The following is a 20,704-nucleotide window of genomic DNA, read 5'->3' as shown; positions in this document are numbered from 1 at the left end:
CAGCGTGCGAAAGAACGGCCACTGCTTGTGCATGCGTTGCAGCAGGGCGAGGCGCTCCTTGCGCGATTCACTCAGGTAGCTGTTGATGGCCGAACCAAAGCCGCACCAGCCCGGCAGCGCCACACGGCACTGGCCCCAGCTGAAGCCCCAGGGAATGGCGCGCAGGTCTTCGATCGCGCGGGTGGCCTTGCGCGAGGCCGGGCGCGAGCCGATGTTGAGCTCGGCAATCTCGCGAATGGGTGTGGCGGCGAAGAAGTAGTCGGTGAAGCCCGGCGTTTCGTAGACCAGCTTGCGGTAGGCGGCCATGCTCGCGCTGCTGAGCGCATCGGCCGCATCGAGAAAACTCTTGGGCGCACTCTTGGTCGGGTGCAGCAGCGTGGCCTCCAGCGTGGCGGCCACCAGGGTTTCGAGATTGCGCCGCCCGATCTCGGGGTGGGCGTACTTGGAGGCGATCACCTCACCTTGTTCGGTGAGGCGGATCTGCCCGTTCACCGTGCCGGGCGGTTGCGCCAGGATGGCCTGGAAACTCGGGCCGCCGCCTCGGCCCACCGTGCCGCCGCGGCCATGGAACAGGCGCAGCGTGATGCCGTGGTCGGCGCGCAGCTTGCCAAACAGCTCGACCAGCGTGATCTCGGCGCGGTACAGCTCCCAGTTGCTGGTGAAAAAGCCGCCGTCCTTGTTGCTGTCGCTGTAGCCGAGCATCACGTCTTGTTCGCCGCCCGAGCGTTGCAGCATGGCGGCGATGCCGGGCAGGGCGTAGTAGTCGCGCATGATCGGCCCGGCATTGCGCAGGTCGCCAATGGTTTCGAACAGCGGCGAGACGATCAGGTCGCACATGGCGTGGTCGTCGAGCGTGCCGCGCATCAGGCCCACTTCTTTTTGCAGCAGCAGCACCTCGAGCAGGTCGCTCACTTCTTCGGTGTGCGAAATGATGTAGTGGCGCAGTGACTCGCGGCCATAGGCCTGGCGCATCTGCAGCGCGGCTTCGAAGATGGCGAGCTCGCTTTGTGCAAGCTCCGAATACGCGGCAGAGCGCACGCGCAGCGGCCGTGCGTCGTTGAGCAGGCGCAGCAGCAACGCGCGGCGCGCGTCTTCGTTGAGCGCGCTGTAGTCGGCCTCGATGCGTGCCACCACGAGCAGCTCGGCCACCACCGCCTCGTGCTTGTCGGAGCTTTGGCGCAGGTCGACGGTCGCGAGGTGAAAGCCGAACACTTGCACCGCCCGCATCAGCGGGCGCAGGCGGGGTGCGATCAAGGCCTGGGCATGGTGCGATTGCAAAGACGCTTCGATCACCGCCAGGTCGGCCAGGAACTCGTCGCTCTTGGCATACGGTGTTTGCGGCGCCACGGCATGGCGCAGCGCTTCGGTGCCGGTGAGCTGGTGCAAGGTGGCGGCCAGCCGCGCATACATGCCGATCAAGGCGCGGCGGTAGGGCTCGTCGACGCGGTGCGCTCCGTGGTCGGGCGAAGCTTCGGCCAGCGCCTGCATCGCCGTTGTGACGGGTGACAGCATGGCCGAGATCGACAGCTCCGCGCCCAGCTCGTGCACCTCGGTCAGGTAGAAGCGCAGCACCGTTTCGCTTTGCCGGCGCAGTGCCATTTGCAGCGTGGCGGCGCTGACGTTGGGGTTGCCGTCGCGGTCACCGCCGATCCAGTTGCCCATGCGGAAGAAGGGCGCGATGGCGTGGCCGGGCAGCGCTTCTTCAAGTTCGCGGTACATGCGCGGGATCTGGCGCAGGAAGGTGCTCTGGTAGTAGCTCAGCGCGTTTTCGATCTCGTCGGCCACGGTCAGCTTGGTGTAGCGCAGCATGCGCGTTTGCCACAGCTGGGTGATGCGGGCGCGCAGCAAGGCTTCGTTTTCGGCCATGTCGCGTGCGGTGTGCAGCGCGTCGCGCTGGCCGATGAGCTCGGCGATGGCCCGCTCGGCGTCGAGGATGCTCTTGCGTTGCACTTCGGTCGGGTGCGCGGTCAGCACCGGCGAGATGTAGGCGTGGGCCAGCGTGGCGGCGATGTCGGTGGCGCGGATGTCGGCGTCGGCCAGCCGCGCCAGGCTCATCGCCAGCGAACCTTCTTGCAGGTGGCCCTGGCGCTCGTGGTGCTCGCGGCGACGCACATGGTGGCGGTCTTCGGCGATGTTGGCCAGGTGCGAGAAGTAGCTGAAGGCGCGGATCACGCTCACCGTCTGGTCGCCCGAGAGGTTCTTCAGCAGCCGGTCGAGCGAGCGGCCGGCTTGGGCATCGCGCTTGAGCCTGTAGGCCACCGAAAGCTGGCGCACGCGCTCGATCAACTCGAAGGCGGCCTTGCCTTCTTGCTCGCGGATCACGTCACCGAGAATGCGGCCGAGCAAACGGATGTCGGCGACCAGTGGGAGGTTCTTGTCGTCTTCGGGCGGGGTGCGCGGCATGGATTTCCTTGAAGGCCTGGAGCAAGGGGTGTAACTTCATTACACACATTGAATGTTAGCGGTTTCTCGCTCGAAAACAGGCGCCTGATAGCATCGCCCGATGCCTCAAACGACCGCCACGCCCCTGCTGATCGCCACCCGTGAAAGCCGCCTTGCCCTGTGGCAGGCCGAGCATGTGCAAGCCTTGTTGAAGCAACGCCTGGGCCTGGAGGTCGGCCTTCTGGGCATGACGACACGGGGCGACCAGATCCTCGACCGCACGCTGTCCAAGGTCGGCGGCAAGGGCTTGTTCGTGAAGGAGCTGGAGGCCGCACTCGAAGAGGGCCGGGCCCATCTGGCGGTGCACTCGCTCAAGGACGTGCCGATGGACCTGCCCGACGGCTTCGAGCTGGCCGCCGTGCTGGAGCGCGAAGACCCGCGCGATGCGCTGGTGTCCAACCAGTACGCCTCGCTGGCCGAGCTGCCGCAAGGCGCTTGTGTCGGCACCTCCAGCCTGCGCCGCGTCGTGCTGCTGCGCGCCTTGCGGCCCGACCTGCGCATCGAGCCGCTGCGCGGCAACCTCGACACCCGGCTGCGCAAGCTCGACGAGGGTCACTACGACGCCATCGTGCTCGCGGCCGCCGGCCTCAAGCGCCTGGGCCTGTCGAGTCGCATCCGCGCCGTGTTCGACCCGGTGGAGATGATCCCCGCTGCCGGCCAGGGTGCGCTCGGCATCGAGGTGCTCGCCGATGCCGCGCCCTTGCGTGCCCAGCTGGCGAGTTTGATCCACCGCCCCACCTGGCTTGCGGTGCATGCCGAACGTGCAGTGTCGCGTGCCCTCGGCGGCAGCTGCAGCATGCCGCTGGCCGCGCACGCGGTGTGGCAGGGCGATCAGCTGCACTTGTCTACCGCGTTGGGTGATGGGCAAGACACCGTGCGGCCGCTGCTGCGCGCCGAGGTGCAGGCGCCGATCGCCGATGAGGCTGCAGCCCGCGCGCTGGGCGAACTGGCGGCCTCGCGCCTCAGCGAGCTGGGCGCGGCCGGCTACCTGGCCGCGTTGTAAACCGATGCGTGTGCTGGTCACCCGGCCCGCTGCGCAGGCGAGCGAATGGGTGCAGCAGCTTCGTGCTGCGGGCTTGCAGGCCGAAGCGCTGCCCTTGATTCACATTGCGCCGCCGGCCGACACTTCGCCCTTGGTCGAGGCCTGGGGCACGCTGCCGCAGCAGGCGTTGGTGGTGTTCGTCAGCCCCAATGCGGTGAGCCGTTTTTTTGCTGCCAGGCCCGAGCAGCTGCGTTGGCCGCCGACCGCGCTGGCCGGCTCGCCCGGCCCGGGCACCACGCAGGCATTGCGCGCGCTGGGTGTGAGCGCGATTGTCGAGCCCGCGGCCGACGCTCCGCAGTTCGATTCAGAAGCCCTGTGGCAACAGCTCTCGGGCCGCGACTGGGCCGGCCAATCGGTGCTGGTGGTGCGTGGCGCGGGTGGCCGCGACTGGCTGGCCGAGCGTCTGCGCGAGCGAGGCGCTGCTTTGAGCTTCGTGGCGGCCTACGACCGTGCCGCGCCGCAGCTGTCGCCTGCACAACAGGGCCTGTTGAACGAGGCGCTTCGGCAGCCCGAGCAGCACCTGTGGTTCTTCAGCAGCTCCGAAGCCATCACCCACCTGGCGGCGCTGGCGCCGCAGGCCGAATGGGCCAGGGCGACGGCCATTGCCACCCATCCGCGCATCGCCGAGACGGCACGCAGCCTGGGCCTGGGCCGTGTCATCGAAGCCCGCCCGAGCGTCGAAGCCGTGGTCGCGTGCATACAATCGATCGCATCGTGAACGATGTCACAACCGAACCCACCAGCACTGCGCCCACGACGGCCGCGCCCACCAGGGGCCGGCGTTGGGCGTGGACGATCACCGCGCTGTTGACGCTGCTGGTCCTGGCCAGCCTGGCGCTGGGCTGGTCGGCCGAGCAGCGTGTGCGCAAGCTCGAGCAAGAGCTGGTGCGCCGGCAGCAAGAAAGCCAGAGCCAATCGGGTGAGGCGCGCCTGCTGGCCAAGCGTGCGGATGAGACCGCGCGCGAAAGTGCCGCCAAGGTGTCGCTGCTCGAAGCACGGCTGGCGGAGGTGGCGATTCAACGCACCCAGCTCGAAGACCTGATCCAGTCGCTGTCTCGTTCGCGTGACGAAAACGTGCTGGTCGACATCGACTCCGGCCTGCGCGTGGCCCAGCAGCAAGCCACCATCACCGGCAGTGCCGAGCCCCTGGTGGCCGCGCTCAAGCAGGCCGACGAGCGCCTGGCGCGCTACAGCCAGCCGCGCCTCGACGGCGTGCGCCGCGCCATCGCGCGCGACATCGACCGTGTCAAGGCGGTGGGCGTGGCCGACATCTCGGCGCTGTCGATCAAGCTCGACGAAGCGATCCGCCTGGTCGACGAGCTGCCACTGCTCTCACAGGCTGAGCCGCGCAAGGAGAGTGTCAAGCCCGCAGCCTCGGCGCCCAAGCCAGCGGCGCGCAGTGCCTCCGCTGCGACGCCCGGCAGCAGCTGGACGTCCACCTTGTCTGACACCTGGTCGGGATGGATGGACAGCATCTGGGGTGAGACCCGCACCCTGGTGCGTGTGACCCGCATCGACAACCCCGACGCGATGCTGCTGGCGCCCGAACAGGCCTTCTTCCTGCGCGAGAACCTGAAGCTGCGCCTGCTCAATGCCCGCCTGGCCCTGCTCAGCCGCCAGTTCGATACCGTGCAAACCGATTTGCAGGGCGCGCAGTTGGCGCTCGACCGTTACTTCGACCGCAGCTCGCGCCGCACCGCTGTGGCGGCCGACCTGCTCAAACAAGTCACTGCCAGTGCGCGCCAGGTGGGTCTGCCGCGGCCCGAAGACACGCTGGCCGCGCTGGCTGCGGCCACCGCGGGCCGCTGAGCTTCGTCGCTGCCCATGCGCGCTGTCGTCTGGTTCATCCTGCTGTTCGTCGTGGCGGTCGTGGCGGCCACCACCTTCGGTGCCAACGACGGGCTGGTCTCGCTCTACTGGAGCGGCTGGCGCCTGGACGTGTCGATGAACCTCTTCTTGCTGGCCATGCTGGCCACCTGCCTGGCGCTGGTGACCATCTTCAATGCGGTCAACGCCCTCATCGGCCTGCCGCGCAGAGCACACGAGTGGCGTGTGGCGCGGCGCGACCGCAGTGCCCAGGCGGCATTGCGAGATGCGCTGGCGCAGTATTTCGGCGGGCGCTACAGCCGGGCGCAAAAGTCGGCGCAGCGGGCCTTGCTGATCCAGTCTGAAACCCCCGACCTGGTGCAAGACAACGAGTTCACCGTGCTCGGCCATTTGCTGGCCGCCGGCAGCGCCCACAAGCTGCAAGACCGCAGCCGGCGCGACGACCAACTGGAGCGTGCGCTCGAGCTGAGCCGCAGCAGCCTGCTCGCGCGCTCGGCCGAGGAGGGCGCGCGCCTGCTCGCAGCCGAGTGGGCGCTCGATGACCGCAATGCGCCGCGTGCGCTCGAATTCCTCGCGGCCCTGCCGCCGGGCGTGGCCCGCCGCACCCATGCGCTGCGCTTGAAACTGCAGGCCAGCCGCCTGGCGCACCAGCCTCACGAAGCCTTGAAGACGGCACGCCTGCTGGCCAAGCACCAGGCTTTCTCCAAGGTGGCGGCGCAGGGCCTGTTGCGCTCGCTGGCCTTCGAGTCGCTCGACGGCGCGCGTGATGCTGACCAAGTGCGCCGTGTCTGGTTTGCCTTCGAAAACGCCGACCGGCGCGACCCCCTGGTGGCAGCCCGCGCCGCGGCCTGCCTGGCGGCTTTTGGGGCTGCGGCCGAAGCGCGCGCTTGGCTGCGCCCCTTCTGGGACCGCCTGGGTGAACTCAACGAAGATGAACGCACCGCCTTGGCACTGGGGTTGGTGGCGAGTGTGGCTGGCATGGCACCCGACTGGCTCGCGCGGCTGGAGTCTGCGGCCCAGGCCTTCCCACGCGAAGCGGCGGTGGCCTATGCAGTGGGTTGCGCACTCGCCGAACGCGAGCTGTGGGGCAAAGCGCGTTTGTTGCTGGAGCAGGCCGCCGCGGCCCCCGAGCTCGACGCCGCGTCGCGCCGCCGGGCCTGGCAGTTGCTCGCCCGCCTGGCCGAGCAGCAGGGTGACGAAGAACGTGCGGCCTCGTGTTACCGGGCCGCTGCGCAGTTGTAGACCAGCCACCACTTGGTGTTATAGTCCGAGGCTTCGCGGCTGTAGCTCAGTTGGATAGAGTACTTGGCTACGAACCAAGGGGTCGTGGGTTCGAATCCTGCCAGCCGCACCAGTAGTGACGAGGGTCAGTAGGCTAGCTCCTACTGACCCTTCTGTCTTTCCTGGGCCTCTAGAGACCACTCAGGGCTTCATCGCGCGAGGTTCCTCATGAGCCCATGCGGGACGTTGCGGTACGCCGATGCCGAGACGACTCTTGCCGGCCATCGATGTCCGTCCGCTGCGGGGCATTCAATCTCGGTCTGCCGGTGCGTTGCGTCTATCCGTCGCCGACATTCAACCAGTTCGCTTGCAATCAGGGCGGCCACGACTGTGGCTTGTGCCACCGCGACGTAACCACCGTCCCGCGGCGGAAGCTGCGGCAGGTGCGCGAGTTCACGTCGGGCCACGCCACCGCGCGTGTAGAACGGCATCGCGCCGCGCCCATCTCCACCATCTCCCGATCGCCTCCTGCCTGGCGCAGCAAGGCCGTCTGCAGCCGGCTGAAGGCCACCGGCAGTTCATCGAACGGAGCTCCCCGTTGCGCAGCGCCCCCCGTGCGGCGTCCACGCGCCGTCAGGTCGGCAGTCCAGGGGCACCTCGTCGGCGCAGGCGGGCACGGTGGTCTTCGTCGCAGGACGCCCGTCACGCGCTGGACGTGCTGCACACGGTGCTGAAGCAGCGGTCGGCGAAGAATTTTCGTGGGCCTGTCGAAAACGGCCCGGGTCGGGTGTCATCCCATTGAGCAGCGATCAGGTCGGCGCATCCCGTGCCACCGCCGCTACTCCATCCCGGAGAGTGACATGCAGACCTTGACCACCGAATTGCCCGCATCGCGGGTGCCGATTTGGCTGTGGGCCGCCTCGAGCCTCGGCGTCCTGTGGAACGTCTTCGGCGTCTACCAGTTCGCCGGGACCTTCACGCCAGCGGGCCAGGCCGCGATGACGGCCGGCATGACGGATGCGCAAGCCGCGCTCTACCTGGCCCTGCCGGCCTGGATCAGCGTCGTGTTCGCCGTCGGCGTGTTCGGTGGACTCGTCGGTTCGGTCGCGCTGGCGCTGCGGCGACGCCTGGCAGTGCACGTGCTGGTGGCATCGCTGGTCGGCTACATCCTGCTGTTTGCTGGCGACGCCTGGTACGGCGTGTTCGCCGCGATCCCGAGCCAACTGGCCATTCTGGCCGTCGTCGTGCTGATCGCCGCGGGCCTGTTCTGGACCGCGCGGATCGCCGCCCGCCGTGGCCTGCTGCGCTGAAAACCCTTGACGACTTTCCGCATTCTGAAAGGATAGAGACCATGCAATACATGCTTCTGCTCAACGAGCCCGAGAGCGAATTCGCCAAACGCAACGACCCCGAACATGCCGGCGCGTACTGGGGCGGCTGGAACGCCTTCATCGGCGCCATGGCGCAGGCCGGCATCATCGTCAAAGGGGACGGTCTGCAAGGCCCGCACACCGCCACGACCGTGCGCATCCGCGACGGCAAGCGGCAGGTGCAGGACGGCCCCTTCGCCGACGCCAAGGAGCAGCTCGGCGGCTATTTCGTGATCGAGGTGCCCGATCTCGATGCGGCACTTGAGTGGGCGGCCCGCGCACCGTCGGCGTCGTACGCCTCGGTCGAAGTGCGGCCGGTACTGCCCCCCATGACGCCGCCCGGGGCGCCCGCGGCGGCCTGACGATGCGGGACGCGCGCAACGCAGCGGAAGCGGCGGCGCGCGCATCCTACGGCCGGCTGCTGGCCATCCTGGCCGCGCGCTCGCGCGATATCGCGGCGTCCGAGGATGCACTGGCCGAGGCCTTTCTGAATGCCCTGCGGACCTGGCCCGACGTGGGTGTGCCGGACAACCCCGAGGCCTGGCTGATGACCGCGGCGCGCAACCACCTGAAGAACGCGGCGCGTCATCAAGGCGTGGTCGATGCGTCGGCAATCGACCTGGCCTTGCTGCAGGACGACAGCGCGCCCGACCCGCAGGACCTGCCCGACGACCGTCTGAAGCTGTTGTTCGTCTGTGCCCACCCTGCCATCGACGAGGGCGTGCGCACCCCGCTGATGCTTCAGACCGTGCTCGGGCTGGACGCGGCGCAGATCGGCGCCGCCTTCCTCGTCGCCCCGACCACGATGGGGCAACGGCTGGTGCGTGCCAAGACCAAGATCAAGGATGCCGGGCTGCGCTTCGCGCTGCCGGGCGCCGAGGACATGCCCGAACGCCTGGGTGACGTGCTGAACGCCATCTACGCAGCCTACGGCACGAGCTGGGATGCGGTGGCCGGCGCAGACAGCGGCTCGCGAGACCTGGCCGACGAGGCGCTGTTCCTCGGCCGCCTGCTCGTGTCGCTGCTGCCCGGCGAGCCCGAGGCGCGCGGGCTGCTGGCCCTGATGCTTTACTGCGAATCCCGCCGCGCGGCGCGGCGCGGCCCGGACGGCTGCTTCGTGCCGCTCAAGAAACAAGATGCCCGGCTGTGGTCGCGCGACATGATCATCGAGGCCGAGAACCACTTGATCGTGGCCTCGCGGGCTGGCTTGTTCGGCCGCTTCCAGTGCGAAGCGGCGATCCAGTCGGTGCATGCGCAGCGCCCCATCACGGGCAACACCCACCACGAAGCCTTGGCCACGCTCTATGGTCTGCTCGCCACGTACTGCCCGAGTGTCGGCGTGCTGGTCTCGCAGGCGGCCGCGATGGTCGAGGCCGACGAGCCTGCACAGGCATTGCAGGTACTGCGGCGCCTGGTGCCGGCCGAGGTGGACGGCTACCAACCCTACTGGGTGACGCTGGCGCATGCACTGGCCGCGGCCGGCGAGCGGCCGTCGGCCGAGCAGGCCTTGCAAACGGCCATCGGACTGACCGAAGACGCTGCCGTCCGCGTGTACCTGATGACGACGCTCGGGGGCTGATCGATGCACGGCGTCGGGGCGATCCGCCGCGGTGCACCGGGGCCAGGCGGCGCACCGGCGGGCGCCGTGCGCCGTCGCTCAATCCAGTGCTTGCGCCAACAGCGGCCACAGCGCCGAGGCCTCGCGCCGGAAGGCGCCCACATGGCCGATGGCCAGCAGCCCCAAGTCGCGCGGCGCCACCACGCGCAGCGTTGAAGGGGCGTGGGGCAGGGCCGCCAGCAGCTTGCGGGTGCAGTCCTCGGTCATCGCGTCGTCGTCGGTGAAGCTGAAGGCCTCGACGCAAAACCGTGCGCTGTGCAGGCTGGGCTGCACGAGCTCCGGGTCGCTTCCCCAGGCAAAGCCCGGGTGGCGGCACCAGCGCGTCCACTGCCGCATCGCCGGCGCCGGCAGGTCGGCCACCATGCGCAGCCGCCGGCCTGGGAAATAGCCCAGCAGCGGCGTCAGCAGCGGGCCGGCCACGTGCAACATCAGCGGCGCCTTGCGCCGCGAGGGCGCAGCCCAGTCGCGCCAGTAGCCGGCGCCCGCAGCCACCGACACCACCACGTTCAGGCGCGCCTGCGTGGCGGCGTCCGTCATCGCAGCGTGGTGGAAGCCCAGGCTGTGGCCGACCAGCGCGACGCATGGCCGGTCGACGTGTTGGCACAGCACCCTCACCGCGGCGGCGAAGTCCACCCGCGCCCAGCTCAGGAGGTCGGCGTCCAGCCCGCGTAGCGAACCACGGTGCTCGGGACGCCGTGAGGCCCCGATGCCACGCGGGTCGAAGCTCATCACGGTGTGGCCGCGGCCGGCGAGCCAGGTGGCGAAGTGCGTGTAGAAGCCCTGGGGGATGCCCAGTCCGCCGGCCACCAGCACTGCACCACGGGTCGGCGCCGCCGGCTCGAACAGCGTTGCTCGCAGCGTCTCGCCGTCATCGGTCGTGAACGCCAGCGGTCGAATCGCCGTCGGAGTGTCGTTGCCGTGCATCATTGCGGCCGGTCCTGCTGCAGGAAACCCTCTTGGCTCAGCACGGCGCGGATCGCCGCGCGCAGGGCTTCGGGCGCCTGCACCTCGGGGTGGCTGCGGAAGACGCTGGCGGCGTCGCTGACGCGGGTGAACGCGTCGAACGCGTCTTCGGCCGCACGCTGCGTCTGCGTCGGCACCAGCGCCTGGATCGGCACCACGGCCCGCGTGCCGCGTTGATGGCGCATGGCCGGCAATTGCTTCTCGCAGCGGCATGCCGCGTCTTGCGCCACCAGGCCGCAGGTGCGGTCCATGAAACCGTGCAGACGCGTCCGCGTCCGTGACAGCCGCTGCCGGTAGGCCTCGGGCGTGATGCCCACCACCTCGGCGGCCTGCTTCGACGGCAGGTCGAACACCGTGTCCAGCAGGTAGACCAGGCGCTGCTCGCGGTCCAGCGCCATCAGCATGTTCTGTGTGCAGGCCAGCGCCACCTGGCGCGCCTCGAGCTTGTCCTGCGGTGTCAGCGGTCCAGGCTCGCCCTGCGCCTGCGCGGCCTGGTCGGCGAAGTCCAGGCCCGCCTGCAGCCGCTCGGCCATCGCTTCCAGCGACACCTCGGGCGACTCAGCGCTGCGCGAGCGCGCCGTCATCAGGTGGTTGTGCGCGACACGCCAGACCCAGGTGGTGAACGCGGCCTCTGCGCGAAAGCCGGAGAGATGGGTCACCACCTTCAGCAGGATCTCCTGGGTGGCGTCGGCCGCGTCGTCACGCTGGCCCAGCACGCGCATGGCCAGGTTGTGGATGCCGGGCTGGATGGCCAGCAGCAGCTGATCGAGTGCGGCGAGGTCGCCTTGGGTGGCGGCGCGCAGCAGGTCGGGGCCGGGGTCGGTGATCTTCATGGTGACGCCTTCACAGCCCGGGCAGGGCGGGCTGGTTGGACGGCAGTGTGCTCGGTAGCAGGATGGGCGTATCGAACCACTCGGCGCTGGCCTGCGTGGCGGCGTCCAGCTGCTGTCGTGCGGCCGCAGTGTCACGCCACAGGCTGAAGATGCCGCTGCGCCCCTGTTCGTCCACCACGCGGTAGCGGCGCAGCAGCCCGGGCAGGCGCTTGTCTGCGGCGAGCAGCGCCTGGAGAGATTCAGAGGTCGCAGCAGTGCTGAGCTGCAGCGGCAGCGTGAGTGTGGCCACCGCCGCACTGTCAGGGTCGGCCGGTGTGCCGCCCGGCGTGGTGTCGACGGCGGCGACCACCTGCAGGAAGCGCACCTGTGCCGCCACGCCGCGTTCGCGCTGCACGCGCTCGAACCAGGGCGGCGAGAACCAGGCACGGGCGCTCGACGCGTCCTTCCACAGGTAGAGGCCACCAAAGGCGCCATCGGCCTGCGCGAACGAGAAGGCCTTGAAGGCCAGGCCGGGCAGCGCCGCGTACTGCGGGATGGTGTCCCGCATCTTGCCGGTGACGATGAAGCGCGGTGCGTACCAGGGCTTGGGCACCTTGACGATGACCAGCACCGGCGCGTCGGCCGACAAGCGCTCGGCGCCGACGGGCTGCGCCGCCGCCGGTGTGCCCGCCGTGGCGAGCGACAGGCTGGTCAAGAGCAGCGGTGCGAAGCGAAGTGCGAGCGGGCGGGTGGGAAATCGGTGGGGCATGAAGGGCTTTCGTGGGCCGGGCCCGGCGGGCCCTCTCCCTTCTTTGACACGCCAGCCCCGACGTTTGTGACCGTCGAGTTGACGTCGATAGCTGGCACTGCGCGCATATTCGATCGCCGCAGACGAGCGACCGCTCGCATGACGGCCGATCGTGGACTTACGGCGCCAGCTTGGCCAAGGCGCCTGCTGCGACCTCGCTGCGCAGGCGCCCGTACCGATCTTCGATCAGGGCGACCCTGGTCCCCGAGATCTGCGCCACGGTCAGCAGGTCGAGGCCGTCGTGAACCAGATCACGTCAGAAACCATCATTCAGGAGGCGGCGACGGGACTTGAAGCGCGCGGCAGGTCGCTGCAAGCGCAAAGCCCACGGCTAGCTGCAAACATTGTTTCCCAGCCGCCGGCAGATCGCGTGACCGTTGTCAGCGTCAGCGTCAGCCGCGGACGGGCCGTCTCGACCAGTTCATTCATGCACCGCAGCCAAGAATCGGAAACTCACCCTGGTCGCAGTTGTCAGGCACGCCCGCTCATCACCCGCTCCCAGACCTTGGAGATCACCACGGACCCTTCCCCCACAGAGGAAGCGACCCGCTTGACCGAGCCCGCACGAACGTCGCCGACGGCAAAGATGCCCGGGCAAGATGTAGCGTAGCCGTCGCTGGTCATCACAAAGCCCTTGCCATCGAGCTGCACCAACCCCTGCAGCCAGGCGGTGTTCGGCGCTGCTCCCACCATCACGAACAATCCGCCCGTCTCAACGCGGCTTTCTGCCTGAGCGTTGCGCAGCGTGACGGCTTCGAGGGTCTGTTCGCCGTGCAGCGCTGTGACCTCGGCGCCGAAGTGCAGCCTGATGGCGCTGTTGCTGCCGATTCGCTCGATCAGGTAGTCCGACATCGATGCAGCCAGCGACGCGCCGCGCACCACCAGGTGCACCTGACCCGCCTTGCGGCTGAGGAACATCGCCGCCTGGCCGGCGGAGTTGCCGCCACCCACCACCACGGCTGAGCGCCCAGCCAGGTGGCGTGCTTCCAATTCGGTGGCCGCGTAGGACACGCCGGCGCCCTCGAAATGCGCCAGCCGCTCCAGCGGCATGCGGCGGTATTGCACCCCGGTGGCCACCACCAGCGCCCGCGCGCGTACCGCGACGCCGTCGTCCAGCGTGACGGCAAAGCCGCCAGCCTCTTGCGTCACGCCAGTGACACGGCGCGGCAGCGCAAAGCGCGTGCCGAACTTCAGCGCCTGGACCTCGCCACGCGCGCACAGGTCGGCGCCTGAGATGCCGGTGGGGAACCCCATGTAGTTCTCGATCCTCGACGAGGTGGCGGCCTGCCCGCCCACGGCGGTTTCGTCGACGACCAAGGCGCGCAGGCCTTCAGCACCGGCATACACCGCAGCGGCCAGACCTGCGGGGCCTGCACCCACGATCACGACGTCGAACGCGGCCCCGTTCTCGACGGCCTGGTCCAGGCCGAAGTGCCGCGCCACGCTCTGTGGCGTCGGGTTCGACATCACGGTGCGTTCGCCCAGCACCACGACGCCTCGGCCTGCGGGGACCCCACAGCGCCGCGCCATGGCCAGGGCTTCGTCGCTGCCCAGCGCGTGCGCCCGGTACGGGATGCGGTTCTGGGCCGCGAAAGCCTCCACCCGTCGCACCTCGCGATCGGCCTCCGCCCCGATCAGCGTCAGGCCCGCCTGGCCGCTTTCGATCAGGCGGCGCCGTCGCGCAGCAAAGACGGTGACGACGATGTCGCTCATCTCGGGGATGTCGGCCAGCGCCTGCAACATGGCCGCACGCGGCACGCGGATGGCGGTCAGCGGTGTGACGGCGCGGTTGGTCAGCTGGGCCGTGCCGCCTGACAGAAAACTCATCTCGCCGGTGAACTGGGTGGGGCCCAGGGTGGCATTGCCGTAGCGCGTGCCAGTCACCTCGTCCCAGGCCGCTGCTTCTCCGTCCAGGATGTAGAAAAACGCCTCGTTCGGCGCGCCAAAGGCGACCAGGGTGTCGCCAGGGGCGAAGTGCACGATCTCGCCCGACTCACGCAGGCGGGCAACATGGGCAGCCGCCAGGGGTGTGCGTACGTAGGTGGCCAGGTCGACAGCAGCGCTTTCCATGGGCACGGACTCCTTACAGGTTATGGTGGCTGGCGACGGTGCGCGTCGGCATGCCCGGCGCCTTCATCCAATCCGATGGCAGGCAGATGGCAGCAGACCGATTGCACCACGGGAGCTTGTGTTCGATCTCTGCGGCCTCGGTGTTTGGTACCTGATGCTCCCCAAGGCATCGCTGAGATCCGCTGGGCTCGCTGTGGTTGATCGTGTGGAGGTGGCATTTCGCGTGATTGCGCAAGACGACGTGGATGTGCCCCCTGAACTTGAAAGCCGGATGGCTGCGGTGAAGCGTTTGCGTTCGGCATGGGAAGCACTGACACCGGGAACTCAGCGCGGGCTTGCCCATTTCATCGTGTGGGCGAAGCGCGCCGAGACCCGTGCAGATCGGCTGGCACGGGTAGAAGCGGTGCGGCGCGGCACGGCGCCTTTGCCGTGGGCGAGGCGTTGAAGAAGCAGGCGTGAGTGCGGCGCGAGCGGTTCGTCATGCGGGGCCGAACCCCCAGCAGATCGCCATCGTGTGTCGGCCGCTGCGGCTGGCCGTACCGGGTCAGGTCAGGTTGAAGTCCTGCTTCGACGTATCGGTGAGCTGCTTGAGCTTGGCAGGGGGGCGACCGGTTTGTGTGGAAGTGACTTATGCCGGGTTGTCGCCCGCGGCGTCGCTCACCGCGCCAGCGCGAATCTCGACGTGCCGCCGCTTCACCTGCGAAATGATCGTGCGCATGATTTCAATCAGCGTGTCCCGATCGAGGCCGTAGCTCGATGCCAATTCCGAGTAGTGCTTCTCTTGCGCACTTTCACGCTCCCGGTCTTCCGGCGGCAGGTTCAGGTCGCGCTTGAGAAAACCGACCCGCTCGGTGAGCCTGAACCGCTCAGCAAGAACGGCCACCAAGGCGTTGTCCAGGTTGTCGATGCTCTTGCGGATGTCAAGGAGTTCCCGGTTGACTGTCATGGTGCACTCGGTGTTCTGTGGAGCTCGGTGGGCCGAACGTCAGTGTAGAGCAGCACGTGTGCGCTCTCAGGGCGTGGACTGCCACCGTCGCAGGGTCGACCAGCGCCACGGCGCCGCCGCGAGTCAGCCCGGTTTGCCGTCCAGCCGCGGTCGGGTGAGCACCGGCCAGTAGTGCACCGCGTAGAGCGCAAAGCCCGCCGACCACAGCGCAGCAGACGCCACGATGGCCGGCAGCGTCCATGGCGGCATCACCAGCGGCACCAGCACGCGCACCACCGCGCCCAGCAGCACCAGCGTGTAGCTGGCGACGTCGAAACGGTCGGCGCGCATCGGCCGCGCCGTGTGGCCGCGTGCGGTGCGCGTCATCATGCCGATCACCAGCCCGCCGACGGCCCCGGTGGTGAGCGCATGCGTGGCGGCGGAGTTCGCCACCCAGCCCAGCTCGGCAGCGCCGCGCAGTGCAAGGTACAGCACGATCCACGCATAGGCTGCATGCAGCACCCACACGATGGGGGCACGCCAGGTTGTCCATGGCCGCCACAAGGCCAGGCGCACGCCGTGCGCCAGGGCGGCCAGCAGCGCGAGCGTCACCAGCACCGGGCCCTGCAGCTGCAGCAGGTCCGCCACCAGCAGCGCGAGCACGCTGCCGAGGGCGGCTTTCTCGACCCACTCGTCGCGCTGCGCGCCTGCGCCAGGCACGCCGTTGTTGGTGAACATGGGGATCACGCGCCCGGCCATCACGGCCATGATGAAGAGCACCACATCGAGCGCCACCTGCAGCCCGAGCCAGGCGGGCAGCTCCCACACGCCGAGTTGCGACAGGTGCATGCCCAGGTCGGCCAGGCCCAGCAGGAGCAGCAGGCCGACAAAGAAGTAGTTGCGCTGGTTGCGCGAGGCCCAGAACGGAATGGCCAGCGCCACGGCAGCGGCAATGGGGAAGGCCGCGCTCGCGATGGCAGCGGCCCAGCCATAAGGCGTCAACACCAGCACGCGCCCCACAAGCCACAGGCCGGCAAGTGCGGCCAGTCGCCCGCCGGTGGGCGTGGGTCGGTTCGACCAGTTGCGCCCTGCGGTGAACAAAAACCCCACCACCACGGCAAGCGTGAAGCCGAACAACATCTCGTGCGCATGCCACCAGGGCCCGGTCAGATAGGGGCGCGGCAACCAGCCGCTGAACTGCGCCGCCCACAGCGGGATGGAGATCGCGGCGAAGCTGCTGGCCAGCAGGTAGAAGGGGCGAAAGCCCAGCTCCCACAGCGCAAAGCCTTGCGGCGCGGCGCTGGGGCTGCGGTGCGGTTCTTGGATGCGGATGAGCGTGGCCATCGAGGTGTCCCGTGCAAGGTCAGACCAGCGCCCGACGCTTGTGCCCGCATCGTAGGGAGCCAGGGCACCAACCTGCTTGACGCGGCGCAAGCTTCGGCCGTGCGGCCGCTCAACTGCAGTTCGGTGCGATTCGTGCGCTTGCCCGGTGGGGGCTGGCTCTGGCATCACAATGCGCTCAGTCAAACTGCCCGGAACAAGCGCATGAAACTTGGGTCGACTCTCGCCTTCGCCGCTCTTTGCGCCTGGCCGCTGCACACGTTCTCACAGCAGCTCTACCGCTGTGGCAACACCTACAGCCAGACACCTTGCGCACCCGATGCCGCGTCGGCGCGCATTTCGGCCGGGGCCGCTCCTGCGCCGGCGGCTGGGGCGGTGGGCAAGGACGTGTGTGCCACCGATGGTGTGGCGATGATGAACTTCCCCGACCCCGAGAGCACGCGCATCCGCTCGGTCACCAAGGCGGGCGCCGAAGTCATTCAATACGCTGGCAAGCCGATCGCGGCACGCAAATACCAACTGGCCATCAACACCAAGGACCGAGCCGGCGCCTACACCGGCGACCGGGTGTACCTGTGTTACCTGAGTGAAGACGAACGGCGTGTGCTCAAGGTCGATGCGATGCGGCCATAAGCCGTTGTTGCCGGGCCCGAGTATTGCAATAGACTCGCCCGTCGTTCGTCATCCACAAGGTGGCCCATGAATCAACTTTTCCGTTCCGCCTGCCATACCCTGGCAGCTTCCCTGGTGATGTTGGCACCCCTCGGTGCACACGCTGCGACCACGCTCATCTACTGCTCCGAGGGCAGCCCCGAGGGTTTCGACCCCGGGCGCTACACCGCCGGCACCACCTTCAACGCCAGCTCTCAGCCGCTCTTCAACCGGCTGGTCGAGTTCGAGACGGGCGGCACGCGCCTGGTGCCCGGTCTGGCCGAGCGCTGGAGTGTCAGCTCCGACGGGTTGGTCTACACGTTCTACCTGCGCAAGGGCGTCAAGTTCCACAGCACCGAGTGGTTCAAGCCCACACGCGAGCTGAACGCCGACGACGTGGTCTTCACCTTCGACCGCATGATCAACAAGGAGAACGCCTTTCAAAAGGCGGTGCCCGCGTCGTTCGAGTACGCCTCCGACATGGGCCTGGACACCAACATCGCCAAGCTCGACAAGCCCGATGCGATGACGGTGCGGTTCACGCTCAAGACCGTCGACGCCGCCTTTCTGGCCAACATGGCAATGGACTTTGCCTCCATCCACTCGGCCGAATACGCCGACAAGCTCTTGAAGGCCGGCACCGGCGTCGAGCTCAACACCAAGCCGGTCGGCACCGGGCCGTTTGTCTTCAGGCGTTATGAAAAAGACGCGCAGATCCGCTACGCCGCCTTCGAGAGCTATTGGGGTGGCAAGGCCAAGATCGACAACCTGGTCTTTGCCATCACCGTCGACTCGGCGGTGCGTGCGCAAAAACTCAAGGCCGGTGAGTGCCACCTGTCGGCCTACCCGAAGCCGGCCGAGGTCGAGGTGCTCAAGAAAGACCCGAATCTCAAGCTGATGTCGCAAAACGGCCTCAACGTGGGCTACCTCTCGCTCAACGTCAAGCGCAAGCCCTTCGACAGCCTGGAGGTGCGCCAGGCCATCAACATGGCCATCAACAAGAAGTCGCTGGTCGATGCGGTTTACCAGGGCGCGGGGGCGGTGGCGGTGAACCCCATTCCGCCGACCATGTGGTCCTACAACCGCGCGGTCAAGGACTATGAATACAACCCCGCCAAGGCGCGCGCGCTGCTGGCCAAGGCAGGCTACCCCAACGGCTTCGAGACCAAGCTGTGGGCCTTGCCGGTGCAGCGTCCCTACAACCCCAACGGCGCGCAAGCGGCCGAGCTGATCCAGGCCGACCTGGCGCAGGTGGGCATCAAGGCGCAGATCGTCAAGTACGAATGGGCCGAGTACCTCAAGCGCGCCAAGGCCGGCGAGAGCGACATCGGCATGTTCGGCTGGACGGGCGACAACGGCGACCCCGACAACTTCATGGCCACGCTGCTCGGCTGCGCGGCCGTGGGCGGCTCCAACTACGGCCAGTGGTGCGACAAAGAATACGACGGCCTGATCCAGCAGGCCAAGCAGACCTCTGACCAGAGTGCGCGCACCAAGCTCTATGAGCGTGCACAGGTGGTGTTCAAGCGTGAAGCACCCTGGGTGCCGATGGCGCACTCGGTGGTCTATCAGCCGATGCGCAAGAACGTCGAGGGCTACAAGATGAGCCCGTTCGGCTCGGTGCAGTTCTACGGCGTGAGCCTCAAGTAAACCGGGTGCCCCTTGGCCGCGCACCCGTTCTGGGTGCGCGTCATACGTCTCTTCCAGAGGTTCTCATGCGATTGCGCACCCTTGTGATGGCCGTGCTGCTGCTGCACACCGGCCTGGCCTGTGCCCAGACCCTTGGTTCGGGCATCGACCGCAGCGGCTTCGATGCCAACGTGCGGCCGCAGGACGACCTGTTCCGTGCGGCCAACGGCCAGTGGATCAAGAACACGCCGATCCCGCCCGACAAGTCGGTGTATGGCCCGACCCAGGAGCTGAGCGATCGGGCCGACGCGCGTGTGCGCGCCATCTGCGAAGAGCTGGGCCGCGGCAGTGCCGCGCCGGGCAGCGTGGAGCAGAAGGTCGGCGCGTACTACCGCAGCTATCTGGACGTGGCAACGATCGACGCCGCCGGGCTGGCCCCGATCGCGCCTGCGCTGGCTGAGATCGATGCGCTCACCAGCAAGACCGGCCTGGCCGAGCTGTGGGGCCGCTGGCAAGGCGTGGTGAGCGCGCCGATGGCGGCGATCGTGGGCGCCGACCCCAAGCAGCCGGGCATCAACCGGGTTGCGGCCATGCAGTCGGGTCTGGGCCTGCCCGACCGCGAGTACTACCTCGATCGCAAAGAGAGTTTTGTGCGCGCCCGCGCGGCCTACCTCACCTACCTGGAGACCTTGCTGCGCCTGAGCGGAGACGCGCAGGCCGCGGCGCACGCCCAGGCTGTGTTGGCGCTCGAGACCGAGCTGGCGCGTGTGCAGTGGAACGTGATCGACAGCCAGGACGCCCTCAAGACCTACAACCCGATGACGCTGCCCGCGCTGGCGCGCCGTGCCCCGGGCCTGGACTGGGCCGCGTATTTCCACGCCGCTGCCATCCCGAAGATCGACCGCCTGTCGGTGCAACAACCCAGCTATGCCACGGCGTTGGGCCGCCTGGTGCAGCGCACGCCGCTGGCCACGTGGCAGCTGTACCAGCGGGTGCGCCTGCTCGATGCCAGCGCCTCGGTCTTGCCCCAGCCCTGGCGCGATGCCCAGTTCGCCTTGCGCGGCAAGGCCTTGCGCGGGCAGGAGCAAGACAAGCCGCGCTGGCAGCACGCCACCGCAGCGATCGACGTGGCGCTCGGCGAAGCGGTGGGGCAGGTCTACGTGGCGCGCCACTTTCCGCCGCAGGCCAAGCAGCGCATGCAGGCGCTGGTGGCCAACCTGTTCACGGCTTACGGTCAATCGATCGACAAGCTCACGTGGATGACCCCGGCCACCCAACGGCGCGCCCGCGAGAAGCTCGGCAAGTACGTGGTCAAGATCGGCTACCCCGATGTCTGGCGCGACTATGGTGCCCTCGAGGTGCGTGATGGCGACGCCTACGGCAACCTGGTGCGCGCCGGTCGCTTCGAGCACGAGCGGCTGGCCCGGCAGGTGGGCCTGCCGGTCGATCGCAACGAGTGGTACATGACGCCGCAGACCGTCAACGCGTACTACAACCCGAGCGCCAACGAGATCGTGTTCCCGGCCGCCATCCTCGACGTGCCGTTCTTCGACATGAACGCCGACGACGCCGTCAACTACGGCGCCACCGGTGCCACCATCGGCCACGAGATCAGCCACGGCTTCGACGACCAGGGCAGCCAGTACGACGGCGACGGCAAGTTGCAGAACTGGTGGACACGCGCCGACCGCCGGGCCTTCGACGCCCTCGGTGCGCGCCTGGCCAAGCAGTTCGACGCCTACGAGCCCGTGCCCGGCCACAAGGTCAACGGCCGCCTGACCCTCGGCGAAAACATCGCCGACCTGTCGGGCCTGGAGATTGCCTACAAGGCCTGGCGCCTGTCGCTCAAGGGCAAGGAGCCGGCGGTGATCGACGGCTTGACCGGTGACCAGCGCTTCTTCATGGGCTGGGCGATCTCGTGGCGCGAGAAGATGCGCGACGCCCGGTTGATCGAGTTGCTGATCTCCGACCCGCATGCGCCGGCC

The 20,704-nt window shown here is 68.3% G+C and carries 18 protein-coding genes and 1 tRNA gene; 12 read left to right on the top strand and 7 right to left on the bottom strand.

Annotated features, from left to right (window positions below):
- The coding region (gene ppc / locus RMO40_RS08450; protein WP_309719033.1) for a phosphoenolpyruvate carboxylase at positions 1–2,403 on the bottom strand (2,403 nt) is incomplete at its 3' end.
- Positions 2,404–2,503: 100 nt separating this feature from the next.
- Here ppc and hemC point away from each other — a divergent pair.
- The 8 genes from hemC to RMO40_RS08410 all read left to right on the top strand — a co-directional run bounded on the left by hemC (position 2,504) and on the right by RMO40_RS08410 (position 9,481).
- A complete protein-coding gene (hemC, locus tag RMO40_RS08445; protein WP_309719030.1) occupies positions 2,504–3,445 on the top strand; it encodes a hydroxymethylbilane synthase in 942 nt (313 codons plus the stop codon).
- 4 nt (positions 3,446–3,449) lie between these two features.
- A complete protein-coding gene (locus tag RMO40_RS08440; RefSeq protein ID WP_309719027.1) occupies positions 3,450–4,202 on the top strand; it encodes a uroporphyrinogen-III synthase in 753 nt (250 codons plus the stop codon).
- Entirely contained in the window at positions 4,199–5,293 is a 1,095-nt protein-coding gene (locus tag RMO40_RS08435) for a uroporphyrinogen-III C-methyltransferase (RefSeq protein WP_309719024.1), read from the top strand. Before RMO40_RS08440 ends, RMO40_RS08435 begins: the two co-directional genes overlap by 4 nt.
- Positions 5,294–5,308: 15 nt before the next feature.
- Positions 5,309–6,553, top strand: a complete 1,245-nt coding sequence (locus tag RMO40_RS08430) for a heme biosynthesis HemY N-terminal domain-containing protein (RefSeq protein ID WP_309719020.1) — start codon at positions 5,309–5,311, stop codon at positions 6,551–6,553.
- Between the two features lie 35 nt (positions 6,554–6,588).
- Positions 6,589–6,665 (top strand) — tRNA-Arg (locus RMO40_RS08425).
- A gap of 727 nt (positions 6,666–7,392) precedes the next feature.
- On the top strand, positions 7,393–7,842 hold the full coding sequence (locus RMO40_RS08420) for a hypothetical protein (protein WP_309719017.1): 450 nt from the start codon (positions 7,393–7,395) through the stop codon (positions 7,840–7,842).
- Between the two features lie 41 nt (positions 7,843–7,883).
- The gene (locus tag RMO40_RS08415) at positions 7,884–8,264 is read left to right on the top strand and encodes a YciI family protein (protein ID WP_309719015.1); all 381 of its coding nucleotides are present in this window, start codon (positions 7,884–7,886) and stop codon (positions 8,262–8,264) included.
- A 2-nt stretch (positions 8,265–8,266) separates the two neighbouring features.
- On the top strand, positions 8,267–9,481 hold the full coding sequence (locus RMO40_RS08410; protein WP_309719012.1) for a DUF6596 domain-containing protein: 1,215 nt from the start codon (positions 8,267–8,269) through the stop codon (positions 9,479–9,481).
- A gap of 78 nt (positions 9,482–9,559) precedes the next feature.
- Here the strand turns inward: RMO40_RS08410 and RMO40_RS08405 are convergent, their stop codons facing one another.
- From RMO40_RS08405 to RMO40_RS08390, 4 genes are all read right to left on the bottom strand, one after another.
- Positions 9,560–10,447, bottom strand: coding sequence for an alpha/beta fold hydrolase (locus RMO40_RS08405; protein WP_309719009.1), 888 nt, complete (start codon positions 10,445–10,447; stop codon positions 9,560–9,562).
- On the bottom strand, positions 10,444–11,316 hold the full coding sequence (locus RMO40_RS08400; RefSeq protein WP_309719006.1) for a sigma-70 family RNA polymerase sigma factor: 873 nt from the start codon (positions 11,314–11,316) through the stop codon (positions 10,444–10,446). Before RMO40_RS08400 ends, RMO40_RS08405 begins: the two co-directional genes overlap by 4 nt.
- A gap of 10 nt (positions 11,317–11,326) precedes the next feature.
- Complete coding sequence (locus tag RMO40_RS08395; RefSeq protein WP_309719003.1) at positions 11,327–12,064, bottom strand: hypothetical protein; 738 nt, start codon at positions 12,062–12,064, stop codon at positions 11,327–11,329.
- 510 nt (positions 12,065–12,574) lie between these two features.
- A complete protein-coding gene (locus RMO40_RS08390) occupies positions 12,575–14,173 on the bottom strand; it encodes an FAD-dependent oxidoreductase (RefSeq protein WP_309719000.1) in 1,599 nt (532 codons plus the stop codon).
- Between RMO40_RS08390 and RMO40_RS08385 the strand changes: the two genes are divergently transcribed.
- Positions 14,172–14,618 carry a YdeI/OmpD-associated family protein gene (locus RMO40_RS08385; RefSeq protein WP_309718997.1) on the top strand — a complete coding sequence of 149 codons (447 nt, stop codon included), beginning with the start codon at positions 14,172–14,174 and terminating at the stop codon, positions 14,616–14,618. The genes RMO40_RS08390 and RMO40_RS08385 overlap by 2 nt on opposite strands.
- 183 nt (positions 14,619–14,801) lie before the next feature.
- On the opposite strand, the gene RMO40_RS08380 is transcribed toward RMO40_RS08385, so the two are convergent.
- Together RMO40_RS08380 and RMO40_RS08375 are read right to left on the bottom strand one after the other, a co-directional pair.
- Positions 14,802–15,119, bottom strand: a complete 318-nt coding sequence (locus tag RMO40_RS08380; protein ID WP_309718994.1) for a chorismate mutase — start codon at positions 15,117–15,119, stop codon at positions 14,802–14,804.
- Positions 15,120–15,242: 123 nt separating this feature from the next.
- Positions 15,243–16,442 carry an NnrS family protein gene (locus RMO40_RS08375; RefSeq protein ID WP_309718991.1) on the bottom strand — a complete coding sequence of 400 codons (1,200 nt, stop codon included), beginning with the start codon at positions 16,440–16,442 and terminating at the stop codon, positions 15,243–15,245.
- 201 nt (positions 16,443–16,643) lie between these two features.
- On the opposite strand from RMO40_RS08375, the gene RMO40_RS08370 reads away from it, so the two are divergent.
- From RMO40_RS08370 to RMO40_RS08360, 3 genes are all read left to right on the top strand, one after another.
- Positions 16,644–17,072: a hypothetical protein gene (locus tag RMO40_RS08370; protein WP_309718988.1), complete on the top strand. Its 429-nt coding sequence runs from the start codon at positions 16,644–16,646 to the stop codon at positions 17,070–17,072.
- 66 nt (positions 17,073–17,138) lie between these two features.
- Positions 17,139–18,740 carry an ABC transporter substrate-binding protein gene (locus RMO40_RS08365; protein WP_309718985.1) on the top strand — a complete coding sequence of 534 codons (1,602 nt, stop codon included), beginning with the start codon at positions 17,139–17,141 and terminating at the stop codon, positions 18,738–18,740.
- 65 nt (positions 18,741–18,805) lie between these two features.
- On the top strand, positions 18,806–20,704 hold a 1,899-nt coding region (locus RMO40_RS08360), incomplete at its 3' end, for a M13-type metalloendopeptidase (RefSeq protein ID WP_309718982.1).

The sequence above is a fragment of the Rhizobacter sp. genome (genome assembly GCF_031412075.1).
Classification (GTDB): Bacteria; Pseudomonadota; Gammaproteobacteria; order Burkholderiales; family Burkholderiaceae_C; genus Rhizobacter.
The sequence above is the reverse complement of the archived record's forward strand: the minus strand, read 5'-3'. Positions and strand labels throughout refer to the sequence as shown.

Excerpts from the sequence above, each read along its gene's own strand:
- hemC (WP_309719030.1), top strand. The coding sequence starts at position 2,504 with ATGCCTCAAACGACCGCCACGCCCCTGCTGATCGCCACCCGTGAAAGC.
- RMO40_RS08440 (WP_309719027.1), top strand. The coding sequence starts at position 3,450 with ATGCGTGTGCTGGTCACCCGGCCCGCTGCGCAGGCGAGCGAATGGGTG.
- RMO40_RS08430 (WP_309719020.1), top strand. The coding sequence starts at position 5,309 with ATGCGCGCTGTCGTCTGGTTCATCCTGCTGTTCGTCGTGGCGGTCGTG.
- RMO40_RS08420 (WP_309719017.1), top strand. The coding sequence starts at position 7,393 with ATGCAGACCTTGACCACCGAATTGCCCGCATCGCGGGTGCCGATTTGG.
- RMO40_RS08415 (WP_309719015.1), top strand. The coding sequence starts at position 7,884 with ATGCAATACATGCTTCTGCTCAACGAGCCCGAGAGCGAATTCGCCAAA.
- RMO40_RS08410 (WP_309719012.1), top strand. The coding sequence starts at position 8,267 with ATGCGGGACGCGCGCAACGCAGCGGAAGCGGCGGCGCGCGCATCCTAC.
- RMO40_RS08405 (WP_309719009.1), bottom strand. The coding sequence starts at position 10,447 with ATGATGCACGGCAACGACACTCCGACGGCGATTCGACCGCTGGCGTTC.
- RMO40_RS08400 (WP_309719006.1), bottom strand. The coding sequence starts at position 11,316 with ATGAAGATCACCGACCCCGGCCCCGACCTGCTGCGCGCCGCCACCCAA.
- RMO40_RS08395 (WP_309719003.1), bottom strand. The coding sequence starts at position 12,064 with ATGCCCCACCGATTTCCCACCCGCCCGCTCGCACTTCGCTTCGCACCG.
- RMO40_RS08385 (WP_309718997.1), top strand. The coding sequence starts at position 14,172 with ATGGGCACGGACTCCTTACAGGTTATGGTGGCTGGCGACGGTGCGCGT.
- RMO40_RS08390 (WP_309719000.1), bottom strand. The coding sequence starts at position 14,173 with ATGGAAAGCGCTGCTGTCGACCTGGCCACCTACGTACGCACACCCCTG.
- RMO40_RS08380 (WP_309718994.1), bottom strand. The coding sequence starts at position 15,119 with ATGACAGTCAACCGGGAACTCCTTGACATCCGCAAGAGCATCGACAAC.
- RMO40_RS08375 (WP_309718991.1), bottom strand. The coding sequence starts at position 16,442 with ATGGCCACGCTCATCCGCATCCAAGAACCGCACCGCAGCCCCAGCGCC.
- RMO40_RS08370 (WP_309718988.1), top strand. The coding sequence starts at position 16,644 with ATGAAACTTGGGTCGACTCTCGCCTTCGCCGCTCTTTGCGCCTGGCCG.
- RMO40_RS08365 (WP_309718985.1), top strand. The coding sequence starts at position 17,139 with ATGAATCAACTTTTCCGTTCCGCCTGCCATACCCTGGCAGCTTCCCTG.